This is a genomic window from Alteriqipengyuania triglochinis, from assembly GCF_054655655.1.
In genome coordinates, this window is sequence record NZ_BAAHNC010000002.1 from 427,422 (window position 1) to 449,126 (window position 21,705).

Annotated in this window: 23 protein-coding genes and 1 tRNA gene; 7 read left to right on the forward strand and 17 right to left on the reverse strand. The window is 65.9% G+C overall.

Translation table 11 applies throughout. The annotated features are described in order from the left end of the window. Positions 1-29 precede the first annotated feature (29 nt). A complete protein-coding gene (locus ACYQ0L_RS07800; protein ID WP_459788486.1) occupies positions 30-344 on the forward strand; it encodes a hypothetical protein in 315 nt (104 codons plus the stop codon). A gap of 4 nt (positions 345-348) precedes the next feature. Here ACYQ0L_RS07800 and ACYQ0L_RS07805 read toward each other — a convergent pair whose 3' ends face one another. The 5 genes from ACYQ0L_RS07805 to ACYQ0L_RS07825 form a co-directional block, all read right to left on the reverse strand. Continuing rightward, positions 349-735, reverse strand: a complete 387-nt coding sequence (locus tag ACYQ0L_RS07805; RefSeq protein WP_459788487.1) for a (2Fe-2S) ferredoxin domain-containing protein — start codon at positions 733-735, stop codon at positions 349-351. Between the two features lie 7 nt (positions 736-742). After that, a complete protein-coding gene (locus tag ACYQ0L_RS07810; protein ID WP_459788488.1) occupies positions 743-2,872 on the reverse strand; it encodes a dipeptidyl-peptidase 5 in 2,130 nt (709 codons plus the stop codon). Positions 2,873-2,933: 61 nt separating this feature from the next. Then, positions 2,934-3,425, reverse strand: a complete 492-nt coding sequence (locus tag ACYQ0L_RS07815) for a DUF2497 domain-containing protein (RefSeq protein WP_459788489.1) — start codon at positions 3,423-3,425, stop codon at positions 2,934-2,936. 27 nt (positions 3,426-3,452) lie between these two features. After that, the gene (locus ACYQ0L_RS07820; RefSeq protein WP_459788490.1) at positions 3,453-4,952 is read right to left on the reverse strand and encodes a TolC family outer membrane protein; all 1,500 of its coding nucleotides are present in this window, start codon (positions 4,950-4,952) and stop codon (positions 3,453-3,455) included. A 2-nt stretch (positions 4,953-4,954) separates the two neighbouring features. Next, positions 4,955-5,572 carry a protein-L-isoaspartate O-methyltransferase family protein gene (locus ACYQ0L_RS07825; RefSeq protein ID WP_459788491.1) on the reverse strand — a complete coding sequence of 206 codons (618 nt, stop codon included), beginning with the start codon at positions 5,570-5,572 and terminating at the stop codon, positions 4,955-4,957. Positions 5,573-5,740: 168 nt separating this feature from the next. Between ACYQ0L_RS07825 and ACYQ0L_RS07830 the strand changes: the two genes are divergently transcribed. The 3 genes from ACYQ0L_RS07830 (at position 5,741) to ACYQ0L_RS07840 (ending at position 9,327) form a co-directional block, all read left to right on the forward strand. Beyond that, positions 5,741-7,258, forward strand: a complete 1,518-nt coding sequence (locus ACYQ0L_RS07830) for a fumarate hydratase (protein ID WP_459788492.1) — start codon at positions 5,741-5,743, stop codon at positions 7,256-7,258. A 142-nt stretch (positions 7,259-7,400) separates the two neighbouring features. Further along, entirely contained in the window at positions 7,401-8,603 is a 1,203-nt protein-coding gene (locus ACYQ0L_RS07835; RefSeq protein ID WP_459789013.1) for a sensor histidine kinase, read from the forward strand. Then, positions 8,593-9,327: a LytR/AlgR family response regulator transcription factor gene (locus tag ACYQ0L_RS07840; RefSeq protein ID WP_459788493.1), complete on the forward strand. Its 735-nt coding sequence runs from the start codon at positions 8,593-8,595 to the stop codon at positions 9,325-9,327. Before ACYQ0L_RS07835 ends, ACYQ0L_RS07840 begins: the two co-directional genes overlap by 11 nt. A gap of 102 nt (positions 9,328-9,429) precedes the next feature. Here the strand turns inward: ACYQ0L_RS07840 and ACYQ0L_RS07845 are convergent, their stop codons facing one another. From ACYQ0L_RS07845 to ACYQ0L_RS07895, 11 genes are all read right to left on the reverse strand, one after another. Then, a complete protein-coding gene (locus ACYQ0L_RS07845) occupies positions 9,430-9,729 on the reverse strand; it encodes a UrcA family protein (protein WP_459788495.1) in 300 nt (99 codons plus the stop codon). A 300-nt stretch (positions 9,730-10,029) separates the two neighbouring features. After that, positions 10,030-10,440 carry a DUF3035 domain-containing protein gene (locus tag ACYQ0L_RS07850; protein WP_459788496.1) on the reverse strand — a complete coding sequence of 137 codons (411 nt, stop codon included), beginning with the start codon at positions 10,438-10,440 and terminating at the stop codon, positions 10,030-10,032. A gap of 2 nt (positions 10,441-10,442) precedes the next feature. After that, complete coding sequence (gene lspA / locus ACYQ0L_RS07855; RefSeq protein WP_459788497.1) at positions 10,443-10,970, reverse strand: signal peptidase II; 528 nt, start codon at positions 10,968-10,970, stop codon at positions 10,443-10,445. Beyond that, positions 10,970-13,888, reverse strand: a complete 2,919-nt coding sequence (ileS, locus tag ACYQ0L_RS07860) for an isoleucine--tRNA ligase (protein WP_459788498.1) — start codon at positions 13,886-13,888, stop codon at positions 10,970-10,972. The genes lspA and ileS overlap by 1 nt, the downstream gene beginning before the upstream one ends. A gap of 11 nt (positions 13,889-13,899) precedes the next feature. Then, a complete protein-coding gene (locus tag ACYQ0L_RS07865; protein ID WP_459788499.1) occupies positions 13,900-14,835 on the reverse strand; it encodes a bifunctional riboflavin kinase/FAD synthetase in 936 nt (311 codons plus the stop codon). Continuing rightward, a complete protein-coding gene (locus ACYQ0L_RS07870) occupies positions 14,832-16,004 on the reverse strand; it encodes a dipeptidase (protein WP_459788500.1) in 1,173 nt (390 codons plus the stop codon). Before ACYQ0L_RS07870 ends, ACYQ0L_RS07865 begins: the two co-directional genes overlap by 4 nt. Then, positions 16,001-16,492, reverse strand: coding sequence for a dihydrofolate reductase (locus ACYQ0L_RS07875; protein WP_459788501.1), 492 nt, complete (start codon positions 16,490-16,492; stop codon positions 16,001-16,003). The genes ACYQ0L_RS07870 and ACYQ0L_RS07875 overlap by 4 nt, the downstream gene beginning before the upstream one ends. Beyond that, positions 16,492-17,562 (reverse strand): 5-(carboxyamino)imidazole ribonucleotide synthase, encoded by a 1,071-nt coding sequence (locus tag ACYQ0L_RS07880; protein WP_459789014.1) that lies wholly within the window; start codon positions 17,560-17,562, stop codon positions 16,492-16,494. Before ACYQ0L_RS07880 ends, ACYQ0L_RS07875 begins: the two co-directional genes overlap by 1 nt. Before the next feature lie 5 nt (positions 17,563-17,567). Then, a complete protein-coding gene (gene purE, locus ACYQ0L_RS07885) occupies positions 17,568-18,080 on the reverse strand; it encodes a 5-(carboxyamino)imidazole ribonucleotide mutase (protein WP_459788503.1) in 513 nt (170 codons plus the stop codon). Further along, positions 18,080-18,766, reverse strand: coding sequence for a 2,3-diphosphoglycerate-dependent phosphoglycerate mutase (gene gpmA / locus ACYQ0L_RS07890; RefSeq protein ID WP_459788504.1), 687 nt, complete (start codon positions 18,764-18,766; stop codon positions 18,080-18,082). The genes purE and gpmA overlap by 1 nt, the downstream gene beginning before the upstream one ends. A 35-nt stretch (positions 18,767-18,801) precedes the next feature. Then, on the reverse strand, positions 18,802-18,951 hold the full coding sequence (locus ACYQ0L_RS07895) for a hypothetical protein (protein WP_459788505.1): 150 nt from the start codon (positions 18,949-18,951) through the stop codon (positions 18,802-18,804). Positions 18,952-19,067: 116 nt separating this feature from the next. On the opposite strand from ACYQ0L_RS07895, the gene ACYQ0L_RS07900 reads away from it, so the two are divergent. From ACYQ0L_RS07900 to ACYQ0L_RS07910, 3 genes are all read left to right on the forward strand, one after another. After that, a tRNA-Thr gene (locus tag ACYQ0L_RS07900) sits at positions 19,068-19,142 on the forward strand. A 96-nt stretch (positions 19,143-19,238) separates the two neighbouring features. After that, a complete protein-coding gene (locus tag ACYQ0L_RS07905) occupies positions 19,239-19,766 on the forward strand; it encodes a PH domain-containing protein (protein ID WP_459788506.1) in 528 nt (175 codons plus the stop codon). A 41-nt stretch (positions 19,767-19,807) separates the two neighbouring features. After that, complete coding sequence (locus tag ACYQ0L_RS07910) at positions 19,808-21,403, forward strand: PH domain-containing protein (protein WP_459789016.1); 1,596 nt, start codon at positions 19,808-19,810, stop codon at positions 21,401-21,403. Here the strand turns inward: ACYQ0L_RS07910 and ACYQ0L_RS07915 are convergent. After that, positions 21,400-21,705 (reverse strand): GNAT family N-acetyltransferase, encoded by a 306-nt coding sequence (locus ACYQ0L_RS07915; RefSeq protein WP_459788507.1) that lies wholly within the window; start codon positions 21,703-21,705, stop codon positions 21,400-21,402. The genes ACYQ0L_RS07910 and ACYQ0L_RS07915 overlap by 4 nt on opposite strands.

Sequence of the window (21,705 nt, forward strand, 5' to 3'; positions counted from 1 at the left end):
TGGCGAATCGACGCCAGCAGGAGCTACCATTGCCGCCCAAATCCCCGCTCGACGACCCGGAAAAGGCCGCTTTCGCATGGGCCCGCTACAAGCGAATCATGCGCTTCATGCTTGCCCTGACGATCCTGGTCGTTGGCGCTGCCATGCTGGCCATCTACTGGAGCGAAGCCTCGGTCAGTCCGCATTTCTTCGTCGCGGTGGCGCTCGGCATCGGGCTCACCATGCTGCTGGGCAGTGCGCTGATGGGTCTGGTGTTTCTCTCCAACGGCACCGGGCACGACGAATCGATCCACGATCCGATGAAAACCGACGAGACCTGGCGGCGAGACGACGAGGAGCGATAAGCGCTCAGCGGTCGGGGTGGAGGCGGTAGGCTTCCACCGGTTCTCCGCCGATCAGGTGCTGCTGGATGATCTGCTCAAGCACCTGCGGCGTGCACGAGTGATACCAGACACCGTCGGGCTGGACGAGCGCGATGGGTCCCGCATCACAGATCTGCAGGCAATCGGCCTTGGTCCGTCGGACAAGCAGATCCTGCTCCGCTGCCTTCGACGGGCCGATGCCCAGCTCCTTCAGGCGCTTCTTGAGGAAATTCCAGGCTTCCTTGCCCTGCGCGCGGTCGCAGCACTTTGCCTTCTCCGGCATGGCGCACAGGAAGATATGCCGCGCGGCCCGCTCGCCACCCGTCTTGGCCAGCGCGCCTTGCGCCTTGCGCAGTTCTTTCTCCGTACTCATCGGCGCATCACTCGGTGTCCTCGCCGAGCCAGCGGTCGAGCCAGTTGAAGACCGTCTCGTGCCATTGCAGGGAATTCTTCGGCTTGAGGACCCAGTGGTTCTCGTCCGGGAAAACCAGCAGTTGCGAAGGGACGCTTCGTTCCTGCAGCGCGGTGAAGGCGCCGATGCCCTGCGTGTACGGAACGCGGAAGTCCTTCTCGCCGGTGACGACCAGCATCGGCGTACGCCAGTTGTCGACGTGGTTCACCGGGTTCCAGCGCTCGTAGAGTTCGCTCTGCTCGGCGTAGGATCCGCCGAAGTCCCAGCGCGGAAACCACAATTCCTCGGTCGCGTAGTAGAAGCTGCGCATGTCGAACAGGCCGTCGTGCTGGACGAGGCAATCGAACCGGTCGGGCCAGTTGCCGGCGATCCAGTTCATCATGAACCCGCCGTAGGATGCTCCCATCGCGCAGGCGCGATCCCCGTCGATCTGCGAATCGAGCGCGATGGCTGCGGCGAGGCCTTTCTGCAGGTCTTCCAGCGGCTTGCCGCCCCAGTCGCGGTTGATGCTGTCGGTAAAGTCCTGCCCGTAACCGGTGCTTCCGTGGAAATCGACCGAGACCACGGCGTAGCCCTGGCTCGCCAGGACGCGCGGGTTCCAGCGGCTCGACCAGCCGTCGTTGAACGACCCTTGCGGCCCGCCGTGGACGTAGAGGATGGCGGGCAGGTTGCCGGTCGCACCCGATGGCTTGGTGATCTGGCCCCAGACGGTATCGCCGCCGGCGCCTGCAAAGTTGAACCGGCGCGTCTCGACCGGCGCCAGCGCGGCCATACGGCTCTTCGCTACGTCGGTCAGCCGGGTCGCCTTTTTCCAGCCTTGCGACAGGTAGAGTTCGGCAGGCGCGGCGATCGAATCGCGCGTGAAGAAGAGGCTGTTTTTACCGGCAGGCGTGACATTGCCGATATGCGCCTCGTTCCCCGGCAGCAGATCGAGTTCGGTCACCTTGCCACTGCGCGGGTCGATCCTGAAGGCGGGAGTATCGAGCACGCTTTGCGCCGTTGCGATGATCCACCGGGAATCGGGCGTCCAGGCGAGTGAGCCGAAGCTCCGGTCGAAATTGCCGGTCAGCGACCGGGTCTCGCCGCTTTCGACATTCCGGAGCATGATCTGCATGCGATCCGCTTCGTAACCGGGCCGCTCCATCGCGAGATAGGCCAGCCACTTTCCGTCGGGCGAAGGGGTAGGGACACCGTCGGTGGCCTTGTTGCCCTCAGTGATGTTGATCGGCTTGCTCGCGCCCATCGCGAAGCGGTAGATGTCCGTATTGGTTGAGGTTGGCTCGGCGGCGTCGCTCTGCCGGGCGACGAAATAGAGCGCGTCGCCCTCTGCGTTCCACGCCATGTCCTCCAGTCCGCCGAACGGCTGGACCGGCGTATCGCCCGTCAGCGCATCGGCGCCAGCCGGGCCATCTGCAGGGATGCCCGCCCCCTGCGCGGTGCCGTCCTCGATCGGGAAGACGAACACGCGGCTGAAAGTGCCCGGCGTTTCGTAGGTATCCCAGTGGCGGACGAACCCGTCCGCGCCGTCGAACAGCATGCCGCTACCCGATTCGGACCCGTCGCGCGCGCTTTCGCTGCGGCAAGCGAATTCGGCGCACTCGCGCGGTACATTACCGAAAATTGCCAGGCTCTTGCCATTGGGCGCGACCTTGAAGCCGCCGACCTCGCGGTCGAGGCGGGTGACCTGCTGGCTCTGCTCCAGAACGCCATCTACCGTCAGGATGCCCGTGAAGACCTGCATCCCTTCGGAGCCGCGCTCACCCGGCGCGAGGAAATAGAGTCGCTCGTCATCCAGGAAAACCGGCGAAGATGCACCATCGGGCATCGTCACCTCGACCTCTTCCCCCGAGCCGAGAGCCCTGACGTAATACCGCGTGTTCCGCGCCAGCGAATCCTCGTTGGTCAGCGTGACGGAATAGAGCGCGCGGGCCCCGTCTGCGCTTACGCTCTGCAGGCCGAGACGCGGCGTGGTGACCAGATCGCGCGCCGTCATCGCGCGCGCGCCATCGCCCTGCGGCGTGGTTTGGGCGAGTGTGGGGGTGGCGAGGAACGCGACCGAGGCGGCCAGAAGGGCGAGCGTTTTTGGGGCTTTGCGCATGGCGGCGGAAACTACTCCGCGGCGCGCCCCTCGCAAGCGAAATCTCGGGTGGTGGTGGCCGTCAGCCCTGCTTCTTGACGATCCGTGCGATTTCCTGGCGCACCAGTTCCTCGACCATCGGCGGCAGGTTCTTGTCGAGCCATTCGGCCAGCATCGGGCGCAGCATCTCGCGCACCATGCCTTCGAGCGAGGTTTCGCCCGAGCGGACGATCTGTGGCTGCGCGCCGGGTTCGGACAGCAGGGCCAGCGTGGCGAGGTTGTCACGCATGGAATCGCGTGCGGTCGCGCTCATCAGCGGTTCGCTCCGTTCATCGTCAATATCGCAGGTGTCGCCATCGGCTTCGTCGTCGACCAGGTCTGCGTCGGCGAGGTCGAAAACCTCTTCGACGTCCTCGTCCAGCACGCGATCGCGCGAGCGGGCCGATGTGCTCTCGCTCGCAGACCGTTCACGCCGCCGCCGCGCCTCGAGCGCACCGGCGCGGTTGTCCCGCGCGATCACCTTCTTGATGGAGTCGAGAATTTCCTCGACCGATGCTTCGCTGTCGTGCCGCACCTTGCCCGCCCCTAGGTCTGTGGAACCTCAGTTTTCGTCCCGACCCAGCATCGGGCCGTAGACGCCCCGGACTTCCGCGTCCGCCGCCGGAATGTCAATGGTGCGCGTGCCCTGTGCCTCGGGGTCGGGGTCGCGGCTCCAGTCGTTCCACTTGCCCGACACCCGATCGTAATTGACCAGCGGATCGTACAATGCGCCGCCCTCTATCCCGAGGTCGCGCGCTTCGGCGAGGCCCATCGACGCGAGCAGCGTGAAGCCCGCGACGTAGGCATTGCGCTGCGCGGTCACGAGATCGACCCGGGCAAGCAACAGCTCCTGTTCGGCATTGAGCACGTCGAGCACGGTCCGGTTGCCGATCGAGTTTTCCGCCCGAACGCCTTCGAGGCTCAGCTCCGCAGCCGCCACGGCTTCGCTGGAGCTGTCGATGATGGCCAGCGCTGCGGAGTAGCTGGCGAAAGCCGCGCGGACCTGCGCGATCACATCGCGCTCGGCCGCGATTACTTGATCGAGTGCGGCGGACGCGAGGGCCTGCGCCTGACGCTGCAGCGCGGCGGGGCGCCCACCCTGGAACAGCGGAATCGTGAGCGAGAGCCCCGCCGACGAGGCGGTCGCCGTCTGTGTACTGCCGACCAGCGGGCTGCCGGGGTCCGTCGGGTCGAGCGGCCCGTCGGCGACGCTGCCGAGGAAGTTCTGGTAATCGTACCCCGCAAAGGCGGAGAGGCGCGGCAGCCGGCCCGAGCCAGCGACCCTGATATCGTATCCGGCCGCCTGCGCACGCTCGCGCGCGGCGATCAGGTCCGGATTGCTGTCCAGCGCGACATCGACCGCCATGCGCGGATCATCGGGCAGGTTCGGCAAGGGCGGCGGCGCTTCCAACTGCCCCGGCGCGGAGCCGACCAGCTGGATATAGGTCTCGCGTGCCTGGATCAGCCCGGCCTGGGCCGAGCGCAGATCGCCGCGGGCCAGGGCGAGGCGCGACTGCGACTGCGCGACGTCGGTCCGCGTGACATCGCCAAGCTCGAACCGGTCCCCGGTGGCCTCGAGATTGACACTCAGGACCTCGACCTGATTGGCGCTGAGCCCGACGAGGGCCTCGCTGCGAAGCACGTCCATATAGGCGGCGACGACCTGGCTGAAGATCGCGCTTTCGGTGCCGCGCAGGTCCGCTCGCCCGGCTTGGACCCGTTCTTCCGCAGCGCGCACCGAATTCTTGACCGAACCGCCCGAATAGAGCGGCACGCCCAGATCCACTCCGGCGGTCAACGCGCGGTCGGGCGCGAAAAAGCTGGTCGAGTTCTTTTTCACGAACTCGGTCACGGCGGCCGTACCATTGAGGTTGGGGCGCCCGTCCGCCTTGTTGATCGGCACGTTCTCGTCCGTCGCGCGCAGCTGTGCGCGGGCGGCCTGCAAGGTCGGGTTCGTGCGATAGGCTTCGGCCAGCGCCTCGCGCAGCGTCTCGGCCTGCGCAGGAGTCGCGATCGCGATGGCCGCGGTCGCCACGAAAGCCAGGAGGGCGGGGCGCTTCATTGTCAGAAAGTCCAGCTCTGCGGTTTGTCGAATTGCGGCAGGCGCGGCAGCTGCGTCTCGTTGAGCGGGATCAGCGAGATTGCGTCGCCGCTGCGGCGGCCCAGCTCCAGTCGCGTAACGCCCTTGCGGATGACACCCGTCAGTAGGCGACCCTCGGGAGCGAGCGTGGCGAGAAGCTGCGGGGGAACTTCTTCCACCGCGCCTTCGATCACGACCAGATCATATGCCCCGTCGACATCGCCCGCCAGCACCGCCTCCGCCGTCGCTTCCCGCGTCTCGGCCACCAGCGGCCCGAAGAGTGCGGCAAGATAGCCGGTCGCGGGGCCGATGATCAGGGCACGTTCGCCCTTCTGCGGGCGCGCCTGGCTCAGAATCTGGCCGTGCGCCAGCGGCGGGGCGAAGAACGCCCCATGACCGAGCGGGATCGTCCGGTCGACATAGGCCCCGGCGCGGGCGCCTTCGGGAACATAATCCTCGCGCGGCACGTCGGCCATGCGGTCGAGCACGTACCAGTCGTTGATGCCGCTGGTGCGCAGCTGGCTTTCGATCATGTGGCGGCGCGCGGCTGCGAAGTCGGGCGCTTTTTGCGCGGTCTCGATCATGTTTCTCGTCTCGTCCATTGGGCCGACAGCAGATGGTCGGGTGCGGGCCTTGGCGTTCTGTCGCCAGGGGGTGCCTTATAGGGGGTGGAAAGGCTCGCCAAGACCTGCATCACTTGCTGGATAGGCCTTCGCTGCTCTATCGGCGCATCGGTTTCGATCAGCAGGAGGCGAGTGTCGATGAGCGACATGACCATTATTAGCGAAGACGATCTCATCGAAAGCGTCGCCGACGCTCTCCAGTTCATCTCCTACTACCACCCGATGGACTATATTCGCGCGCTGGGCGAGGCCTACGAAGCCGAGCAGGGCCCGGCGGCAAAGGACGCGATCGCGCAGATCCTGACCAACAGCCGGATGTGCGCGGAGGGGCATCGCCCGATCTGCCAGGACACCGGCATCGTGAACGTGTTCGTCAAATGGGGGCAGGAATGCCGGCTGGAGAGCAAGCGCAGCCTGCAGGAGGTCGTCGATGAAGGCGTGCGGCAGGCCTATAACCACCCCGGCAACAAACTGCGCGCCTCGATTCTCGCCGATCCGGCCTTCACCCGCCGCAACACGCGCGACAACACGCCGTGTGTCCTCTCGGTCGAGATGGTCCCGGGCAATACGGTCTTGATCGATGTCGCCGCGAAGGGTGGGGGCAGCGAGAACAAGTCCAAGTTCAAGATGATGAACCCGAGCGACAATATCGTCGACTGGGTGGTCGAACAGGTACCCAGCATGGGCGCCGGCTGGTGCCCGCCCGGCATGCTGGGGATCGGCATCGGCGGCACGGCGGAACATTGCGTGCGCCTCGCCAAGCAGAGCCTGATGGACCCGATCGACATGGGCCAGTTGAAGGCGCGCGGTGCCCAGACCGATATCGAGCAGCTTCGGATCGACATTTTCGATGCCGTGAATGCGCAAGGGATCGGCGCGCAGGGCCTCGGCGGGCTTTCCACCGTGCTCGACGTGAAAATCCTCGACTGGCCGTGCCACGCTGCGGGCAAGCCGGTGGCGATGATTCCCAATTGCGCCGCCACGCGCCACGCGCATTTCACGCTCGACGGATCGGGCCCCGCTTTTCTCGAAAAGCCCGACCTCGATCAGTGGCCCAAGGTGAACTGGCAGCCGGACAGCGCTGCCAAGCGCGTGAACCTCGATACCCTGACCAAGGAAGAGGTCGAAAGCTGGCAGCATGGCGATCGCCTGCTGCTGTCGGGCAAGATGCTGACCGGGCGCGACGCGGCGCACAAGCGCATCAAGGACATGCTGGAGGCGGGCGAGGAGCTGCCGGTCGATTTCCGGGGGCGCGCGATCTATTACGTCGGCCCAGTCGATCCGGTGATGGGCGAGGTCGTCGGCCCCGCAGGCCCGACCACCGCCACCCGGATGGACACCTTCACCGAAATGATGCTCGACCTCGGTCTGCTGGCCATGATCGGCAAGGCGGAGCGCGGGGCCGACGCGGTTGATGTCATCAGCCGGTTCAAGACCGCCTACCTGATGGCGACGGGCGGCGCGGCCTATCTTGTCGCGCGGGCGATCAAGGAAGCCAAGGTCGTCGCGTTCGAGGAACTCGGCATGGAAGCGATCTACGAATTCACGGTCGAGAACATGCCCGTGACGGTCGCGGTCGATGCGGACGGTAACAACGTCCACACCCTGGCGCCCGCGCAGTGGCGCAAGCGGATCGCGGAGGAGAAGCTGCTCGAAAAGTCCTGATGGTCGCTCGACCGGGGTCCTCCGGGGATCGACCGGTGGCATGGCCTTTGCGCCGGCGGGCCGCCAATCAGGAAGGATCGTGACAGAGTCCTATCCCGACCAGCAGACCATGCGCGAATCGAGTCGCCTGCCGCTCAGGCTGGTGCTGATCTCGATCATCGGCCTGTGGGTCACCTATTTCGTGCTCGTTTCACTGCGCGGCGTGATCGTGGGGCTGGAATTGCAGGACGCGCTGCTGTGGCGGCGCATGCTTGTGTGCCTTGCGGGTGGTGCGATCACCTTCGGCATGTGGCTCGTCCTGCGGCTGGTCGATTCGCAATCCCTGATCGTGAAGACCGCGACCGCACTCATCGTTGCCTTGCCGGCGGCGCTGATGATCGCGCAGGTCAACCAGATCGTGTTTGCGGACGTTCAGGAGAAGATGATCCGCGCGCTGGGTGAAAAACAGGGCGTGGTGATTCGGCGCGACGAGGCAGGCAATCTGCTGGTCGACCTGCCCCAGATACCCAATCCGCAGCAGACCGGCGGGGCCAGCGAGCAGGCCCGCGCCAGCGAGACCGGCGGGGCGCGCAGCTTCGTCCTTGCGCCCGCTCCGGTGGGGCTGGAACGCTGGCGGCAACTCTCCGACATCGCGCTGGGTCGCTATTTTCTCCTGCTGGCATGGGCGGCGCTCTACCTCGCCATGCTCGCCGGTGCGCAGGCGCGGGCGGCGCAGGCGCGTGAAGAGCGCTTCCGGAGCGCGGCCAAGGCGTCCGAACTCCGATCGTTGCGCTACCAGATCAATCCGCATTTCCTCTTCAACACGCTCAACTCGCTCTCCTCGCTCGTCATCACGGGCAAGGAGGCGCGGGCCGAGGCCATGATCCAGGCGGTATCGAACTTCTACCGACACAGTCTGGCGGAAGAGCCGACCGAGGATGTCGCACTGACTGACGAGATCGCGCTGCAGCGCGATTACCTCGCGATCGAGGAGGTCCGCTTTCCCGAGCGGTTGCTCGTTCGCATCGACCTGCCCCAAGAGCTCGAAAGGGCGAGGGTGCCGGGAATGATCCTGCAGCCGCTGGTTGAGAATTCGGTGCGTTACGCAGTGGCGCGTTCGACTACCCCCGTTCATGTGATGATCGAAGCCTTTGCCCTGAACGACCGGCTGCATCTGGTGGTTTCCGACGACGGGCCCGGCCTTGGCGAAGCCGGTACGGGCGGTTTCGGCATCGGCCTTTCCAACGTGCGTGACAGGTTGCGCGCGCGCTTTGGCGAGCAGGCAAAGGTTTTTTCGGGCCGGGCCGGGGACAGAGGCTATCGTACGGAACTCATCATGCCGCTGGATGTGAAAAATGGTCGATAAATCAGCCCTCAGAGTCGTCCTTGTCGATGACGAACCGCTCGCGATCGAGCGCCTCGAAACGCTGTGCGACAGGATCGCCGACGTGGACGTGGTCGGCACCGCCGATCATGGCGAGGCGGCCCTCGAAGTCATCGGCAAGGCCGATCCCGACCTCGTCCTGCTCGATCTCACGATGCCTGGACTCGACGGCATAGAGGTCGCACGGCGTCTGGCCGGCCAGGCGAACCCGCCCGCTATCATTTTCGTCACCGCGCACGAGAGCTTTGCGGTCGAAGCCTTCGATCTGGAGGCAGTCGACTACGTGCTGAAGCCGGTCGCGGCCGAACGGCTGGAGCGGGCCATCGCGCGGGCACTGGCCAAGCGCGGCGAAGAGCCCCGGCCGACGGAGACGCAGTGGCTGCAGGAATTGTGGGTGCCGCACCGTTCGGAACTGGTGCGCGTGTCGGTGTGCGACGTCAGCCGGATCGATGCGGAGCGTGATTACGTGCGGCTCTACGTGGGCGACAAGACCTACCTGCTGCTGCAGACGATCGCGGGGCTGGAAGAGAAGCTGGACCCCGATGCCTTCATTCGCATCCACCGTAGTACCATCCTGCGCAGGGATCACATCGCGGGGCTGAAGCACGATGGCCTGGGTGTCTGGTCGGTAGAGCTGGCCGACGGCGAGATGCTGCGGATCGGGCGGACCTACCTTCCCAAGGTCAAGAAGATGGCGGGGCGGTAAGGCCGATCCGGCAACGCCATGCCGCGCGTCTCGCCGCGGATAAAGAAAAGGCCCCACCGATGCGCACCGGTGAGGGCCTTTGATGTATCGGCAGCATGGAAGTCAGCCGCCCAAGCGGTCTTCTCCGATCTTGGCGGCGATTTGCGCACGGACCTGCTTCTTCGCGCTCTTTACGCAGCTGCGAACTTCGCGGCTCTTGAGGCGCGTGCCCATTTCGCTGCCATTGGCACCGCACACATCCTTGGCGGCCTTGTCGATCCGGCGTTCCAGTGCCTCCTGCCCCTCGGGCGAGGTCAGGTCGAGGTCGGAATACTGCACTGCGGCGGATTGCTGCTGTGCCAGCGAGGGGGTGGCGGACAGGCCTAGGCCAAAAGCGGCTACGAGAGCGAGCGACTTTTTCATGATGTTTTCCTCCATGGTTGCGGCGCACCTTGGGGGAAATGGGGGTTGGTGCGCCGCTGACGACAGGAGTGGAGGATCGCGCTGCGCGCTGCACCCCGCTATCGACCGGCAGCGTGAGTGTTAGACGGACGCTACGGAATGGCCGACGAATGATCGATCACGATCTGCGAACGACAAGCGGCGTTCGATCGACCCGGGCCCAACCGCCTCCGATCTGCGAATCGGAAGACCCCATTGCACGCCGCGCACTGGGTATTGTTCGGAACGGATACGGTGCGTGGTGGGGTGCACCGTATCGATTCAGCCGGGGATTACCGCCTGGGCCGAACCGCCGTCGCCTTCGGGCGCGGCGATGATGTCGCGCGTCACGCGGCCCTTGGCCACGGTCTGCGTCTTGGGGTCTCCGACGGCGGACCGGATGCCGGGCTCGGCCTCACCCGCGCGGCTGAGGGCTGCCGCCTCGACCGCGCTGCGGGCTGCCGGGCCGCCGAACAGCGCTTCGAGCGCCTGCTCGGCCGCAGTGCCTTCGGTCGGACGCGGGGCGCCGGGTTCGGGCGGGCTGAGGCTGAAATCGGGCGGAACCACCAGCGGGGCCTGGCGCTGCACCGCGAACTCGTCGGGACGCTCCCGGTTGAGAAGGCCGCCGCTGCTGCCGCAGGCGGACAGGCCCATCGCGAAGGTGGCGAGGATGAGGAGGCTCTTGGTGCGCATTTTCAGCTCTCTTTCGCAGCTAACTGCATGTCGTTGTCGGCGCTTTTGTCGCGCAGGAAGAAGGAACGGGCAAGGATGATGAGGACGCCGATGGTGATCGCGGCATCGGCGACGTTGAAGATCAGGAAGGGCCGGAATGTGCCGAAATGCAGGTCCGCATAATCGACGACGTAGCCGTAGAGCACGCGGTCGGTAATATTGCCCAGCGCCCCGCCGAGGATCAGGCCGAGCCCGAAAATGTCCCCTCGGCTGCGTTCGCGCAGGATCCAAAGCAGGACGACCACGGCGATTGCGGCGGTGCCTGCGACCAGGATCCAGCGTGCCTCGACGCTGTCGGCTTCGAAGAGCCCCAGCGAAATGCCGAAATTCTGCGTGAAGCGCAGGTCGAAGAAGGGCAGGATCTGCTGGACGTCGCCAATCGAATCGATCCCGAGCGGCCCGGTGACGAGCCACTTCACGAGCTGGTCGAGCCCGAAGATCAGTGCGGCGAGGGCCAGGCCGCTCATGCGGCCGTTCCAGGCACCGTCCATCAGCTTACTACCTCCTCACAGCGGCTGCACAGCGCATCGTCTTCCGAAACGCTTGGCAACAGGCGCCAGCAACGCCCGCACTTGTTACACGAAGAGCGCGAAACTTTCACCCCGCCGCCTTCGTGGGTTTCGACTGACGCGGCGATGAACAGCTCGGCCAGGTCGTCCATGTCGAACCCTTGCGGCACGGACGCGGCAGGCACGCTGACGGCGGCCTCGTTGCTGGAGCGGATCGTCTTTTCCCGCCGCAGCGGTTCGATCGCTTCGGTCACATCCTCGCGAAGCTCACGCAGCGCGGCGAAGCGGGTGGCGAGGGCTTCGTCGGTCCATTCGCCCGGCAGTGCATCGATCTGCTGCAGGTGCACGCTCTTCGCGTCGGGGAAGCGTGTGCTCCACACTTCCTCGGCCGTGAACACCAGCACCGGCGCGGCGTAGCGCACCAGCGCCTGGAACAGGACGTCGAGCACGGTGCGATAGGCGCGGCGTTCGACCCACGCGGGATCGTCGCAATAGAGACGGTCCTTGCGGATATCGAACAGGAAGGCCGAGAGGTCTTCGTTCGCGAACTCGGTCAGCAGGCGGGTGTATTCGTTGAAGTCGTAATCTTCGATTGCCTGCCGCAGCTTGCCGTCCAGCTCGGCCAGCTTGTGCAGCGTATAGCGCTCCAGCTCTGGCATCTGCGCGTAGTCGACCGCTTCCGACGCCTCGTAGCCTTCGAGCGCGCCGAGCAGATAGCGGAAGGTGTTGCGCAGTTTGCGGTACTGGTCCGCCACGCCCTTCAGGATCTCGTCGCCGATGCGGTGGTCCATCGTCGAATCGACGCTCAGCGCCCACAGCCGCAGGATATCCGCGCCGTACTGATCGACGATCTTGAGCGGATCGACCGTATTGCCGAGGCTCTTCGACATCTTCCGCCCGTTCTGGTCCATGGTGAAGCCATGGGTCAGCACCTGGTCGTAAGGCGCACGCCCGCGCGTGGCGCAGCTTTCCAGCAGCGAGGACTGGAACCAGCCGCGATGCTGGTCACTGCCTTCGAGGTAGAGATTCGCGGGCCAGCTGAGCGCGGGCCAGCGGTCGCTTTCGAGCACGAAGACATGCGTGCAGCCCGAATCGAACCACACGTCGAGGATGTCGTGGACCATCTCGAAATCGTCGGGGTTGTGCGCGTTTCCGAGGAATTCGCCCTTGCGATCCTCAACCCAAGCATCGACGCCGCCCTCGCGGATCGCATCGACCACGCGCTGGTTCACGCCTGCGTCCTGCAGATAGGTGCCGTCCTTGCGGACGAACAGCGTGATCGGCACGCCCCACGCGCGCTGGCGCGAAAGCACCCAGTCGGGTCGTCCCTCGACCATCGCGCGGATACGGTTGCGCCCCCGCTCGGGCACGAAGCGCACACGCTCGATCTCGGCCATGGCGCGGCTGCGGAGTGTATTCTCCCCCTCCACTTCAGGGGAGGGGGTCGGGGGGTGGGGCTGGCCTAGCGCATCGCCAGAAGACCCCTCTCCCAACCCTCTCCCCTCAAGGGGAGAGGGCGATAAGGGCTTGTCCATCGGCACGAACCATTGCGGCGTGCAGCGGTAGATGATCTTCGCCTTGGACCGCCACGAGTGCGGGTAGGAGTGCTTGTAATCCGCGCTCGCGCTCAGCAGTGCACCCGCTTCGCGCAGGTCCGAGCAGATCGGGCCGTCGGGCGCGTTGAACTTGGGGTTGATGACCGCGCGGCGGCGCTCGTCGTCACCGCCCAGCCACGGCCAGTCGTCACGGTACACGCCGCCATCGTCGACCGCGAAGACCGGGTCGATCCCGTTCTCGCGGCACAGATAGAAATCGTCCTCGCCATGGTCGGGCGACATGTGGACGAGGCCGGTACCGCTGTCCGTGGTAACGAAATCGCCCGCCAGCATCGGGCGGAGTTTTTCGTAGAACCCACCGAGATGGTGCATCGGGTGGCGCACCTTCGTGCAGGCGAGGTCGGCGCCTTTGCCGCGCCATTCCTCGGTTACGTCAGCGCTCACATCTGCTGTCGTGTTGCGGGTAAGAAACTGCGCTTTCAGCGGTTCCGCGACCAAGACGCGGAAGTCCATCGAGCCGTTTGCAGCATCGGCCCCATTTCCTGGAGCGAAGAAGCTGGTTCGCAGGAGAACATACTCAACCTCCGGCCCATAAGCCAAAGCCTGGTTGACCGGGATCGTCCACGGCGTGGTGGTCCAGATCACCGCATGCGCGCCGACCAGTTCGGGGATCGGCGATTCGACGATCTCGAACGCCACGTCGATCTGGGTCGAGGTAATGTCCTCGTATTCCACCTCGGCTTCGGCGAGCGCGGTCTTCTCAACGGGCGACCACATCACCGGCTTGGAGCCGCGATAGAGATTGCCCGCTTCGGCAAACTTCATCAGCTCGGACACGATCGTCGCTTCGCTGTCGAAATCCATCGTCAGGTAGGGATGATCCCAGTCGCCCATGATGCCGAGGCGCTTCAGCTGTTCGCGCTGGGTATCGACCCATTTCTGCGCATAGGCGCGGCATTCGGCGCGGAATTCGGCGCGCGGCACCTCGTCCTTGTTGAGCTTCTTCTTGCGGTACTGTTCCTCGACCTTCCACTCGATCGGCAGGCCGTGGCAGTCCCACCCGGGCACGTAGGGCGCATCCTTGCCGAGCAGGCTTTGCGTGCGGCAGACCATGTCCTTGAGGATGTGGTTGAGCGCGTGGCCGACGTGGATATCGCCGTTCGCATAGGGCGGGCCATCGTGGAGGATGAACTTTTCGGAACCCGCACGCTCGGCGCGCAATGCCCCATGCAGGTCGTCCTGCTGCCAGCCAGCCAGAATGCCCGGCTCCTTCTGGGGGAGCCCGGCTTTCATGGGGAAATCGGTTTTCGGCAGGAAGACGGTGTCCCGCCAGTCCTTTTTCATATCATCGCTCATCAGGGATGGGCGGATAAGAGCCTTTTCGCCTCTGCACAATCCCGGTCCATCTGCGCGATCAGCGCGTCGAGCCCGTCGAACTTCGCTTCGGGCCGGATGAAATGGTGCAGCGCGACCTCGATTTCCTGGCCGTAGAGGTCGCCCGAGAAATCGAAGAAATACGGCTCGAGCAGCTCCTTGGCCGGTTCGAACTGCGGCCGGATGCCGATATTGGCCGCGCCCTGCAGCTCCTCGCCCGAGGACAGGATGCGGCCCGTGACGGCGTAGATGCCGTATTTGGGGCGCAGGTAATCCTCCAGCGCGAGGTTGGCGGTGGGGTAGCCGATTTCCCGCCCGCGCTTGTCGCCATGCTCCACGATCCCTCGAATCGCGAAGGGGCGGGTGAGCAGGTGTGCGGCGGCCTGCGGCTCGCCCGCCTTGAGCAATTCGCGAATCCGGCTGGAGGAGACGACCGTGTCGCCGTCGCTCACCGCCGATACGGTGCGCGCTTCCAGCCCATGCTTCGCGCCGTGCTCTTTCAGCAGCGCGGCATTGCCCTCCGCGCCCTTGCCGAAGGTGAAATCCTCGCCCGTCAGCACGCCGTGCGCGCCGAACCGCTCGACCAGGATACGCTCGATGAAGTCCTCCGCGCTGGTCCCCGCCAGCTCGGCATCGAAGTGGAACACCAGCATCGCGGTCGCCCCGAACGCGAGATAGAGCTCGTGCCGCTGTTCGAGGCTGGTCAGGCGGAACGGTGGCGTGCCGGGTCGGAAGAACTGCACGGGGTGCGGATCGAAGGTGGCGACGATGACGGGGCGCTCTTCCTCGCGCGCCCAGCGAATCGCCTCGCCCGCGACCGCCTGGTGGCCCTTGTGAAATCCGTCGAAATTGCCGAGCGCTACGATGGCTCCGCGCAACGGCGCAGGCACCGGTTCGCGATGGTCGAGCCACCTCATTGCGGCACGATCCCTGCACGCAGAACCCGCAGTGCATTACCGCCCATCACCGCGCGAATCTCGTCCTCGGTGAAGCCTTCGTCGATCAGCGCCTGCGTCACCTGCACCAGTTGCGAGGTGTCGAACCGTACCGTCGTGGCGCCGTCGTAATCGCTGCCGAGCGCGACGTAATCGATCCCCACCAGATCGCGCACATGCTTCATCGCCTTTGCCGCATCGCGAGGGGAGGTGCCGCACACCGCCGCGTCCCAGTAACCGATGCCGACCACGCCGCCGGTCTTCGCGACACCGCGAATCTCCTCGTCGGTCAGGTTGCGGTTGACCTGGCAGGTCGCTTGCACCCCGCCGTGGCTGGAGACGACCGGGCGGCGCGCCATCGCGAGGATGTCCGCCACGCACTTGTGACTGCAATGCGCGATGTCGATCACCATGCCGAGCTCTTCCATCCGCCGCACTGCCCTGCGGCCCTTGTCAGTCAGCCCGCCCTTTTCGACCCCGTGCATCGACCCGGCGAGGTCGGTGTCGAAGAAATGCGTCAGGCTGGCCATGCGGAAGCCTTCCTTGCTCAGTACGTCGAGGTTCGACAGGTCGCCTTCGAGGTTCTGCAGGCCTTCGATGCTGAGCAGTGCGCCGACCGGTTTCGGGCCTTTGCCCGAGCGCGCCTGCAGCAGCGCGTCCAGATCGCCGAGGTCCGCGACCTTGCGCAATTCGCCGTTCGAATCGGCAGCCGCCCGGTCGAGCTTCTCGGCGTGCCACAGCGAGCGTTCGAGCAGGCTGGTCCATGTGCGCGCGGGTTGCAGCTGCGCGACGGCGAGCAGCGTGATGTTGTCGCTGTCGGCGGTGTTGGCGTCGTAGTTCTGCCCCTTGGGCGTCTTGGTCACGCTGGAGAACACCTGCAGCGCGACGTTGCCTTCTTCCAGCCGCGGCAGGTCCATGTGGCCGCGATCCGCGCGGCTGAGCAGGTTGCGGCTCCACAGCAGCGTGTCCGAATGCAGATCGACGATGGTCAGCGTCTGGTGCAGCGCCTTCGCCTCTTCGGAGACTTCGATCAGCGGCTCGCCGTCGATCTGGTTCATCCCCCGCTCGACCATCCCGGGGCCGAACTGGAAGAAGCCAGCAATGCCGATCAGCAGCACCAGCCCCACGATGATCATGACGGTTTTCTTCACGTGCGCCGCTCGTAGGTGATGAAGGAGAATGCGGGGGCGTTGCCGCTGGCCTCGTGATCTTCGCGCGCGACCTCGGCCCAGCGTTCGGGATCGGGCGCGTCCATGAAGGTGTCACCGTCGTAATCGGCGTGAATCTGGGTCAGTTCGATTCGTTCGGCGTGCGGTTCGAACAGCAGGAAGACGTCGGAGCCCCCGATGATCGCGGTTTCCTCGCCCCCTGCAGCAGCCAGCGCCTCGGGGACCGACATGACGTGCTCGGCACCGTCGGCCTGCCAGTCCGAATCGCGGCTCAGTACGATATGGCGGCGACCGGGGAGCGGAGAGGGGAAGCTCTCGAAGGTCTTGCGGCCCATGATCATCGGCTTGCCCATGGTCACGTCCTTGAAGTGCTTGAGGTCCGCCGGGATATGCCACGGCAGGCCGCCGTCCTTGCCGATCGCGCCATTGGCGGCGCGCGCATAGACGAGGAAAAGCGTGTCTTCGACCATCAGGCGTGATCCTCCTGAGGCCACTCGAGCCGCGTGATGTGGCCCATCTTGCGGCCCTCTGGCGCATCGGTCTTTCCGTAGAGGTGCAGGTGCGCGCCCGGATCGGCGAGCGCTTCGTGCGCCGTCGCGGCGGCGGGGCCGATCACGTTCTCCATCACGACGCGCGGCGCCACGCGGCGCGTATCGCCCAGCGGCAGGCCGCAGATCGCGCGGATCTGGTTCTCGAACTGGCTGGTCGCTGCGCCTTCGATGGTCCAGTGGCCTGAATTGTGCGTGCGGGGCGCCATCTCATTGAAGATGGGGCCATCCCTGCTGGCAAAGAATTCGAGCGTCAGCACACCGACATAGCCGAGCTTCTCGGCCACGGCCCTGGCCAGCTTGCGCGCCTCGGCCATCTGATCGCGGATGATCGCGGGACCCGGCAGGGTGGAGCGGGCAAGAATGCCGTCCTCGTGCCCGTTCTGCGAGCTTTCCCAGAAGGCGACCGCACCGTCTTCCCGTCGCGCGAGGATGACCGAGAATTCGCATTCGAAATCGACGAAGCCTTCGAGGATGCAGGGTGCATCTGGCAGGTCGAGCGCTTCGGCCTCTTCGCGAGAAGCGATCCGCCACTGGCCCTTGCCGTCGTACCCGTCGCGCCGCGTCTTGAGGATCGCCGGCGTGCCGAGCGCTTCGATCCCCGCGAGCAGGTCCTCATGCGAATCGACCGGATGGAAGGGGGCGGGGCGACCGCCGAGATCTTCGACGAAGCGCTTTTCCGCCAGCCGGTCCTGCGCGATCGCCAGCGCGCGAGGATGCGGCGCGAGCTTGTCGGCGATCGCTTCGAGCGGGGCGGCGGGCACGTTCTCGAACTCGAGCGTCACCACATCGCAGGCGTCAGCAAAGGCCTGGAGCGCGTCCGCGTCGTGCCAGTCTGCGCTTACATAGCGATTCGCGACCTGCGCGATGACCGCGTCTTCTTCGGGGGCATAGGCGATGACGCGATAGCCCATCTGCGCGGCCGCAATCGCGAGCATGCGGCCCAGCTGGCCGCCGCCCAGGATACCGATGGTGCCGCCCGGTGCGATCATCCGCATCAGGCGTCCGGCGCGTCGCTCGGACGCTCTGCCACGGCGGCGCTGCGCCTGGCGCGCCATGCGACCAGCCGGTCCATCACCTCCGGATCGTGTGCGCCGAGGATCGCTGCGGCGAGCAGCGCGGCGTTGGTCGCACCCGCCTCTCCGATGGCGAGCGTGCCGACCGGGATGCCCGCCGGCATCTGCGCGATCGAGAGCAGGCTATCCATGCCGGAGAGCGCGCGCGACTGCACCGGCACGCCTAGCACGGGCAGCGGCGTCATCGCTGCGATCATGCCCGGCAAGTGTGCCGCGCCGCCCGCGCCTGCGATCACCACCTTGAAACCCTCGCCCGCCGCACTGCCCGCGAAATCGTACATCCGGCCGGGCGTGCGATGGGCCGAGACGATGCGCGCCTCGTGCGCAATATCGAGCTCATCCAGGATATCTGCGGCGCATTTCATCGTCGGCCAGTCGGACTGGCTGCCCATGACGATTGCGACAACAGGAGCGTCGGGAGCACCGGCGGCCATCAGGCTTCGTCCAGGTAGCGCCGCTCGCCCGCGACATTGCCGTTTTCGAACGGGTAGATGATCGGGCGACCGGTGGGGATTTCCAGCCCGGTGATGTCATCGTCCGAAATGCCCGAGAGGTGCTTCACCAACGCGCGCAGTGAATTGCCGTGGGCAGACACGATCACCGTGCGATCCCCGGTCAGTTCGGGCAGGATGTGTGCCTCCCAGAAGGGCAGCACACGCTCGATCGTCAGCTTGAGGCTTTCGGTGTCGGGCACGTCGATCCCGTCATAGCGCGGGTCCGCACCCGGATCGTATTCGCTGCCCTTTTCCATCGGCGGGGGTGGCGTATCGAAGTTGCGGCGCCAGATATGCACCTGCTCGTCGCCATGCTTCTCGCGCGTCTGCTGCTTGTCGAGGCCGGTCAGCCCGCCATAGTGCCGCTCGTTCAGGTGCCAGTCCTTGGTCACCGGGATCCACACCCGGCCACATTCCTCCAGCGCGAGGTTGAGCGTGCGGATCGCGCGGGTCTGGAGCGAGGTGAAGGCGAGGTCGGGCAACACGCCCTTCTCTTTCAGCAGGCGACCTGCGGCGCGCGCTTCCTCGACCCCCTTTTCGGTCAGATCGACATCCCACCAGCCGGTGAAACGGTTGGCGAGATTCCATTCGGACTGCCCATGGCGGACGAGGATCAGCGTCGACAAGGTACCGGTCTCCCTTTCGGATCAGTGGCGTGCCGTTAGCGCTCGCCATCCTTTTTGGAAAGGTCGGGCTGGTCCGAGCTGTCATTGCCGGCCGCGCGGGCCTGCGCCTTGCGTCGCCTGAGGTTCGCGCGCAGCTGCTCTGCCAGGCGGGCGGCGCGCTGATCGGCTTTGGAGCGCTCATTCATCGCACCAGAAAATGCTCTGTGTTGCGCTTCCTGGCAAGCTTTGCTTGACTTGGGCGCGCGACGCGACAATAGCGCGCGGCCTGTGGCGGACTTCGGTCCCGCCGCGAGTCCCCTATGCTGCTGTAGCTCAGTGGTAGAGCGCACCCTTGGTAAGGGTGAGGCCGGGAGTTCAATCCTCCCCAGCAGCACCACTCTCTTCCACGCCAGAATCGGTCGTCCGTCGATTCGCGACGGACCCCGGCCCGAAAGGACTTGCCGCCTGCTGGCGGCTTGCCCATGTTTTCGCCATGGACGAACAGGGAGCACAGCCGGTCTCGAATCCGGCGAATGACGGCGGGGCCGACGCCGATGCCGATGGCCAGCCGCTTGAGCAGGGCCATCCCAACCACCCCAAGGCCATGCGGGTCGCCGCCCTGCTGACCGCCACGCCGCTGCTGATCGGCGCCCTGGTGGCCGAATATGCTACCCCGTTCCCGAATTTCCTCATCGTGGGTCCGGTCGCGCTCATCCTCGCCTGGCTGGTCATCTTCCTGCCGCATCGCCGCTATGCCGCGCGCGGACACGCGATCAGCGCGGATCGGCTGAGAGTGGTGAAGGGCATCCTGTTCCATTCGGATACCGTCGTGCCGTTCGGCCGGGTTCAGCATATCGACGTCGATCGCGGGCCGATCGAACGATATTACGGGCTCGCCACGCTGCAGGTGTACACCGCAGGTTCGCACGGCGACGTCGTCAGCCTGCCGGGCCTCGCCCATGAGGATGCGCTGGCGATGCGAGAGACGATCCGCGCGCATATCAAGCGCGAATCGCTGTGAGCGAGACCCTCGGCAACGCGCCGGTGGATCCTGCCGGAGAGATGCCGGCTGGCCACACGGGGGCAGGCGAAATCTGGGCAGAGGCGGCCGACGGGCTGCCGAAGCGCACCGATCCGCGCACCTTCATCGTCCAGGCGGTCCAGACCCTCCCCAACATGGCGGTGCCACTATTCGCGGTCGCTTTCGCGATGCGCGACAAGGGCCCCTTGGCGCTTGCGGGCATGATCGGAGTCGCCTTGGCGATTGTGGCGATCAGCATGCTGTTCACGTTTCTGCGCTGGTGGCGGCAGACCTATCAGGTGGGGGAAAGCGATATCCGGTTGGAAACCGGTGTGTTGTCGCGCGCGGCGCGCTCTGTCCCCTACGAGCGGATTCAGGATGTCAGCCTCGAACAGGGCTTCGTCCCGCGGCTGTTCGGCCTGACGATGGTCAAGTTCGAGACCGGCGCGGGCGGATCCGACGAGATCAAGCTGGCCTATCTTTCCAGCGAGGAAGGCGAGCGACTGCGCGAACTCGTGCGCGAGATGCGCGATGAAGCCGATGTGCCCGGCCAGCGTGGCGAGGTAGCGTCGGGTGAGGCGGCGGCGGGCGAGGCCATGCGCGAGGTGGAGACGCCGGTCCTGTTCGAAATGGGTCCACGCCGCCTGTTCGTTTTCGGCCTGTTCGAATTCTCGCTCGCGCTGATGGCCTTCCTTGGCGCGGCGGCCCAGCAGTTCGACTTCCTGCTGCCGTTCGACATCTGGGACTTCGATTTCTGGCAGGGCCTCGTGGCCGGGCCGGGCGGGCAGATCGCCGCGCTGGGTCCTCTCAGCCAGGCGCTCGGCGCGCTGGCCGCGATCGCTACGCTGCTGGTCATCGGCATGGTGTCGGGAATCGTGCGGACCGTCATGCGCGACTGGAACTTCCGCCTGGAGCGCAACCCCAAGGGCTTCCGGCGGCGGCGCGGCCTGTTCACCCGCACCGATGTGGTGATGCCGGTCCACCGGGTGCAGGCAGTGGAGATCGGCACCGGGGCGGTGCGCCACCGGTTCGGCTGGAAGAGCCTTAAGCTCGTCAGCCTCGCGCAGGATGCGGGCAATGCGAGCCACGTGGTCGCGCCCTTTGCCAAGGCGGACGAACTGACCCCGATCCTGAAGGTCGCGGGCTTTCCGCTGCCTCCGCGCGGGCTCGACTGGCATCGCACCACGATCGGTTATCGCGTGATGTCGGCGGCGCTCGGCGCGGCGGGGTACGCGATCCTCGCGGTGATTGCGGCCGGCGTGACCCTGTACCTCGCCGAACCGCGCTATGACTGGCTGTGGCTTGTGGCGCTGCTGTTGCTCGCGCTGTCGGTCTTCGCCGCGGTCCGTCAGCTGTTCCTGTGGCGGGTGGAGCGCCATGCGCTGTCGCCGAGCCACATCTACAAGCGCACCGGCTGGCTGGCCCCGGGCCACCAGATAGGCGACAGGCTAAAGCTGCAGTCGGTCACGATCGCGCGCGGCCCGCTGGGCCGCCTGTTCGGCTATGTCACCCTCCACCTCGGCCTCGCGGGGGGGAGCTATGCGCTCCCCGGCATTCCTCGCGAAGAGGCGGAGACGCTGCGCAGCTCCCTGCTGGCGAGCATGGTGGAGACCGATTTCTCGCGCCTGGTGCGCTAGGCGCGCAGATCCTTCCAGTCGGGATTCTCGTCGAACTTCGCCTCGACATAGGAACAGTGCGGCTCGATCAGGAAGTCCTGCTCGCGTGCATCGCTCACCAGCCGCCGGACGAGCTCGCCCGCGATGCCGCGCCCGCCGATCTCCTCGGGCACGATGGTATGCGTCGCGATCCGCACTTCCTTCCCGTCGCGCTCCTTGCCCGGTTCCCATTGGAGGGTGCCCTGCGCCTCCTCACCTTCGATGTGCGCGATATATTTGCCGCCCTGTCCCACGACGTGATGGGTGATGCTGGTACTGGCCAT

What these genes read in the sequence shown, in the direction of transcription:
- ACYQ0L_RS07845 (WP_459788495.1), bottom strand. Translation starts at nt 9,729, where the DNA reads ATGAAAAAGTCGCTCGCTCTCGTAGCCGCTTTTGGCCTAGGCCTGTCC.
- ACYQ0L_RS07820 (WP_459788490.1), bottom strand. Translation starts at nt 4,952, where the DNA reads ATGAAGCGCCCCGCCCTCCTGGCTTTCGTGGCGACCGCGGCCATCGCG.
- ileS (WP_459788498.1), bottom strand. Translation starts at nt 13,888, where the DNA reads ATGAAAAAGGACTGGCGGGACACCGTCTTCCTGCCGAAAACCGATTTC.
- ACYQ0L_RS07895 (WP_459788505.1), bottom strand. Translation starts at nt 18,951, where the DNA reads ATGAATGAGCGCTCCAAAGCCGATCAGCGCGCCGCCCGCCTGGCAGAG.
- purE (WP_459788503.1), bottom strand. Translation starts at nt 18,080, where the DNA reads ATGGCCGCCGGTGCTCCCGACGCTCCTGTTGTCGCAATCGTCATGGGC.
- lspA (WP_459788497.1), bottom strand. Translation starts at nt 10,970, where the DNA reads ATGGACGGTGCCTGGAACGGCCGCATGAGCGGCCTGGCCCTCGCCGCA.
- ACYQ0L_RS07880 (WP_459789014.1), bottom strand. Translation starts at nt 17,562, where the DNA reads ATGATCGCACCGGGCGGCACCATCGGTATCCTGGGCGGCGGCCAGCTG.
- ACYQ0L_RS07915 (WP_459788507.1), bottom strand. Translation starts at nt 21,705, where the DNA reads ATGGCCAGTACCAGCATCACCCATCACGTCGTGGGACAGGGCGGCAAA.
- ACYQ0L_RS07840 (WP_459788493.1), top strand. Translation starts at nt 8,593, where the DNA reads ATGGTCGATAAATCAGCCCTCAGAGTCGTCCTTGTCGATGACGAACCG.
- ACYQ0L_RS07810 (WP_459788488.1), bottom strand. Translation starts at nt 2,872, where the DNA reads ATGCGCAAAGCCCCAAAAACGCTCGCCCTTCTGGCCGCCTCGGTCGCG.
- ACYQ0L_RS07865 (WP_459788499.1), bottom strand. Translation starts at nt 14,835, where the DNA reads ATGAGGTGGCTCGACCATCGCGAACCGGTGCCTGCGCCGTTGCGCGGA.
- ACYQ0L_RS07910 (WP_459789016.1), top strand. Translation starts at nt 19,808, where the DNA reads ATGCCGGCTGGCCACACGGGGGCAGGCGAAATCTGGGCAGAGGCGGCC.
- ACYQ0L_RS07805 (WP_459788487.1), bottom strand. Translation starts at nt 735, where the DNA reads ATGAGTACGGAGAAAGAACTGCGCAAGGCGCAAGGCGCGCTGGCCAAG.
- ACYQ0L_RS07830 (WP_459788492.1), top strand. Translation starts at nt 5,741, where the DNA reads ATGACCATTATTAGCGAAGACGATCTCATCGAAAGCGTCGCCGACGCT.
- ACYQ0L_RS07825 (WP_459788491.1), bottom strand. Translation starts at nt 5,572, where the DNA reads ATGGACGAGACGAGAAACATGATCGAGACCGCGCAAAAAGCGCCCGAC.
- ACYQ0L_RS07850 (WP_459788496.1), bottom strand. Translation starts at nt 10,440, where the DNA reads ATGCGCACCAAGAGCCTCCTCATCCTCGCCACCTTCGCGATGGGCCTG.
- ACYQ0L_RS07905 (WP_459788506.1), top strand. Translation starts at nt 19,239, where the DNA reads ATGGACGAACAGGGAGCACAGCCGGTCTCGAATCCGGCGAATGACGGC.
- ACYQ0L_RS07875 (WP_459788501.1), bottom strand. Translation starts at nt 16,492, where the DNA reads ATGGTCGAAGACACGCTTTTCCTCGTCTATGCGCGCGCCGCCAATGGC.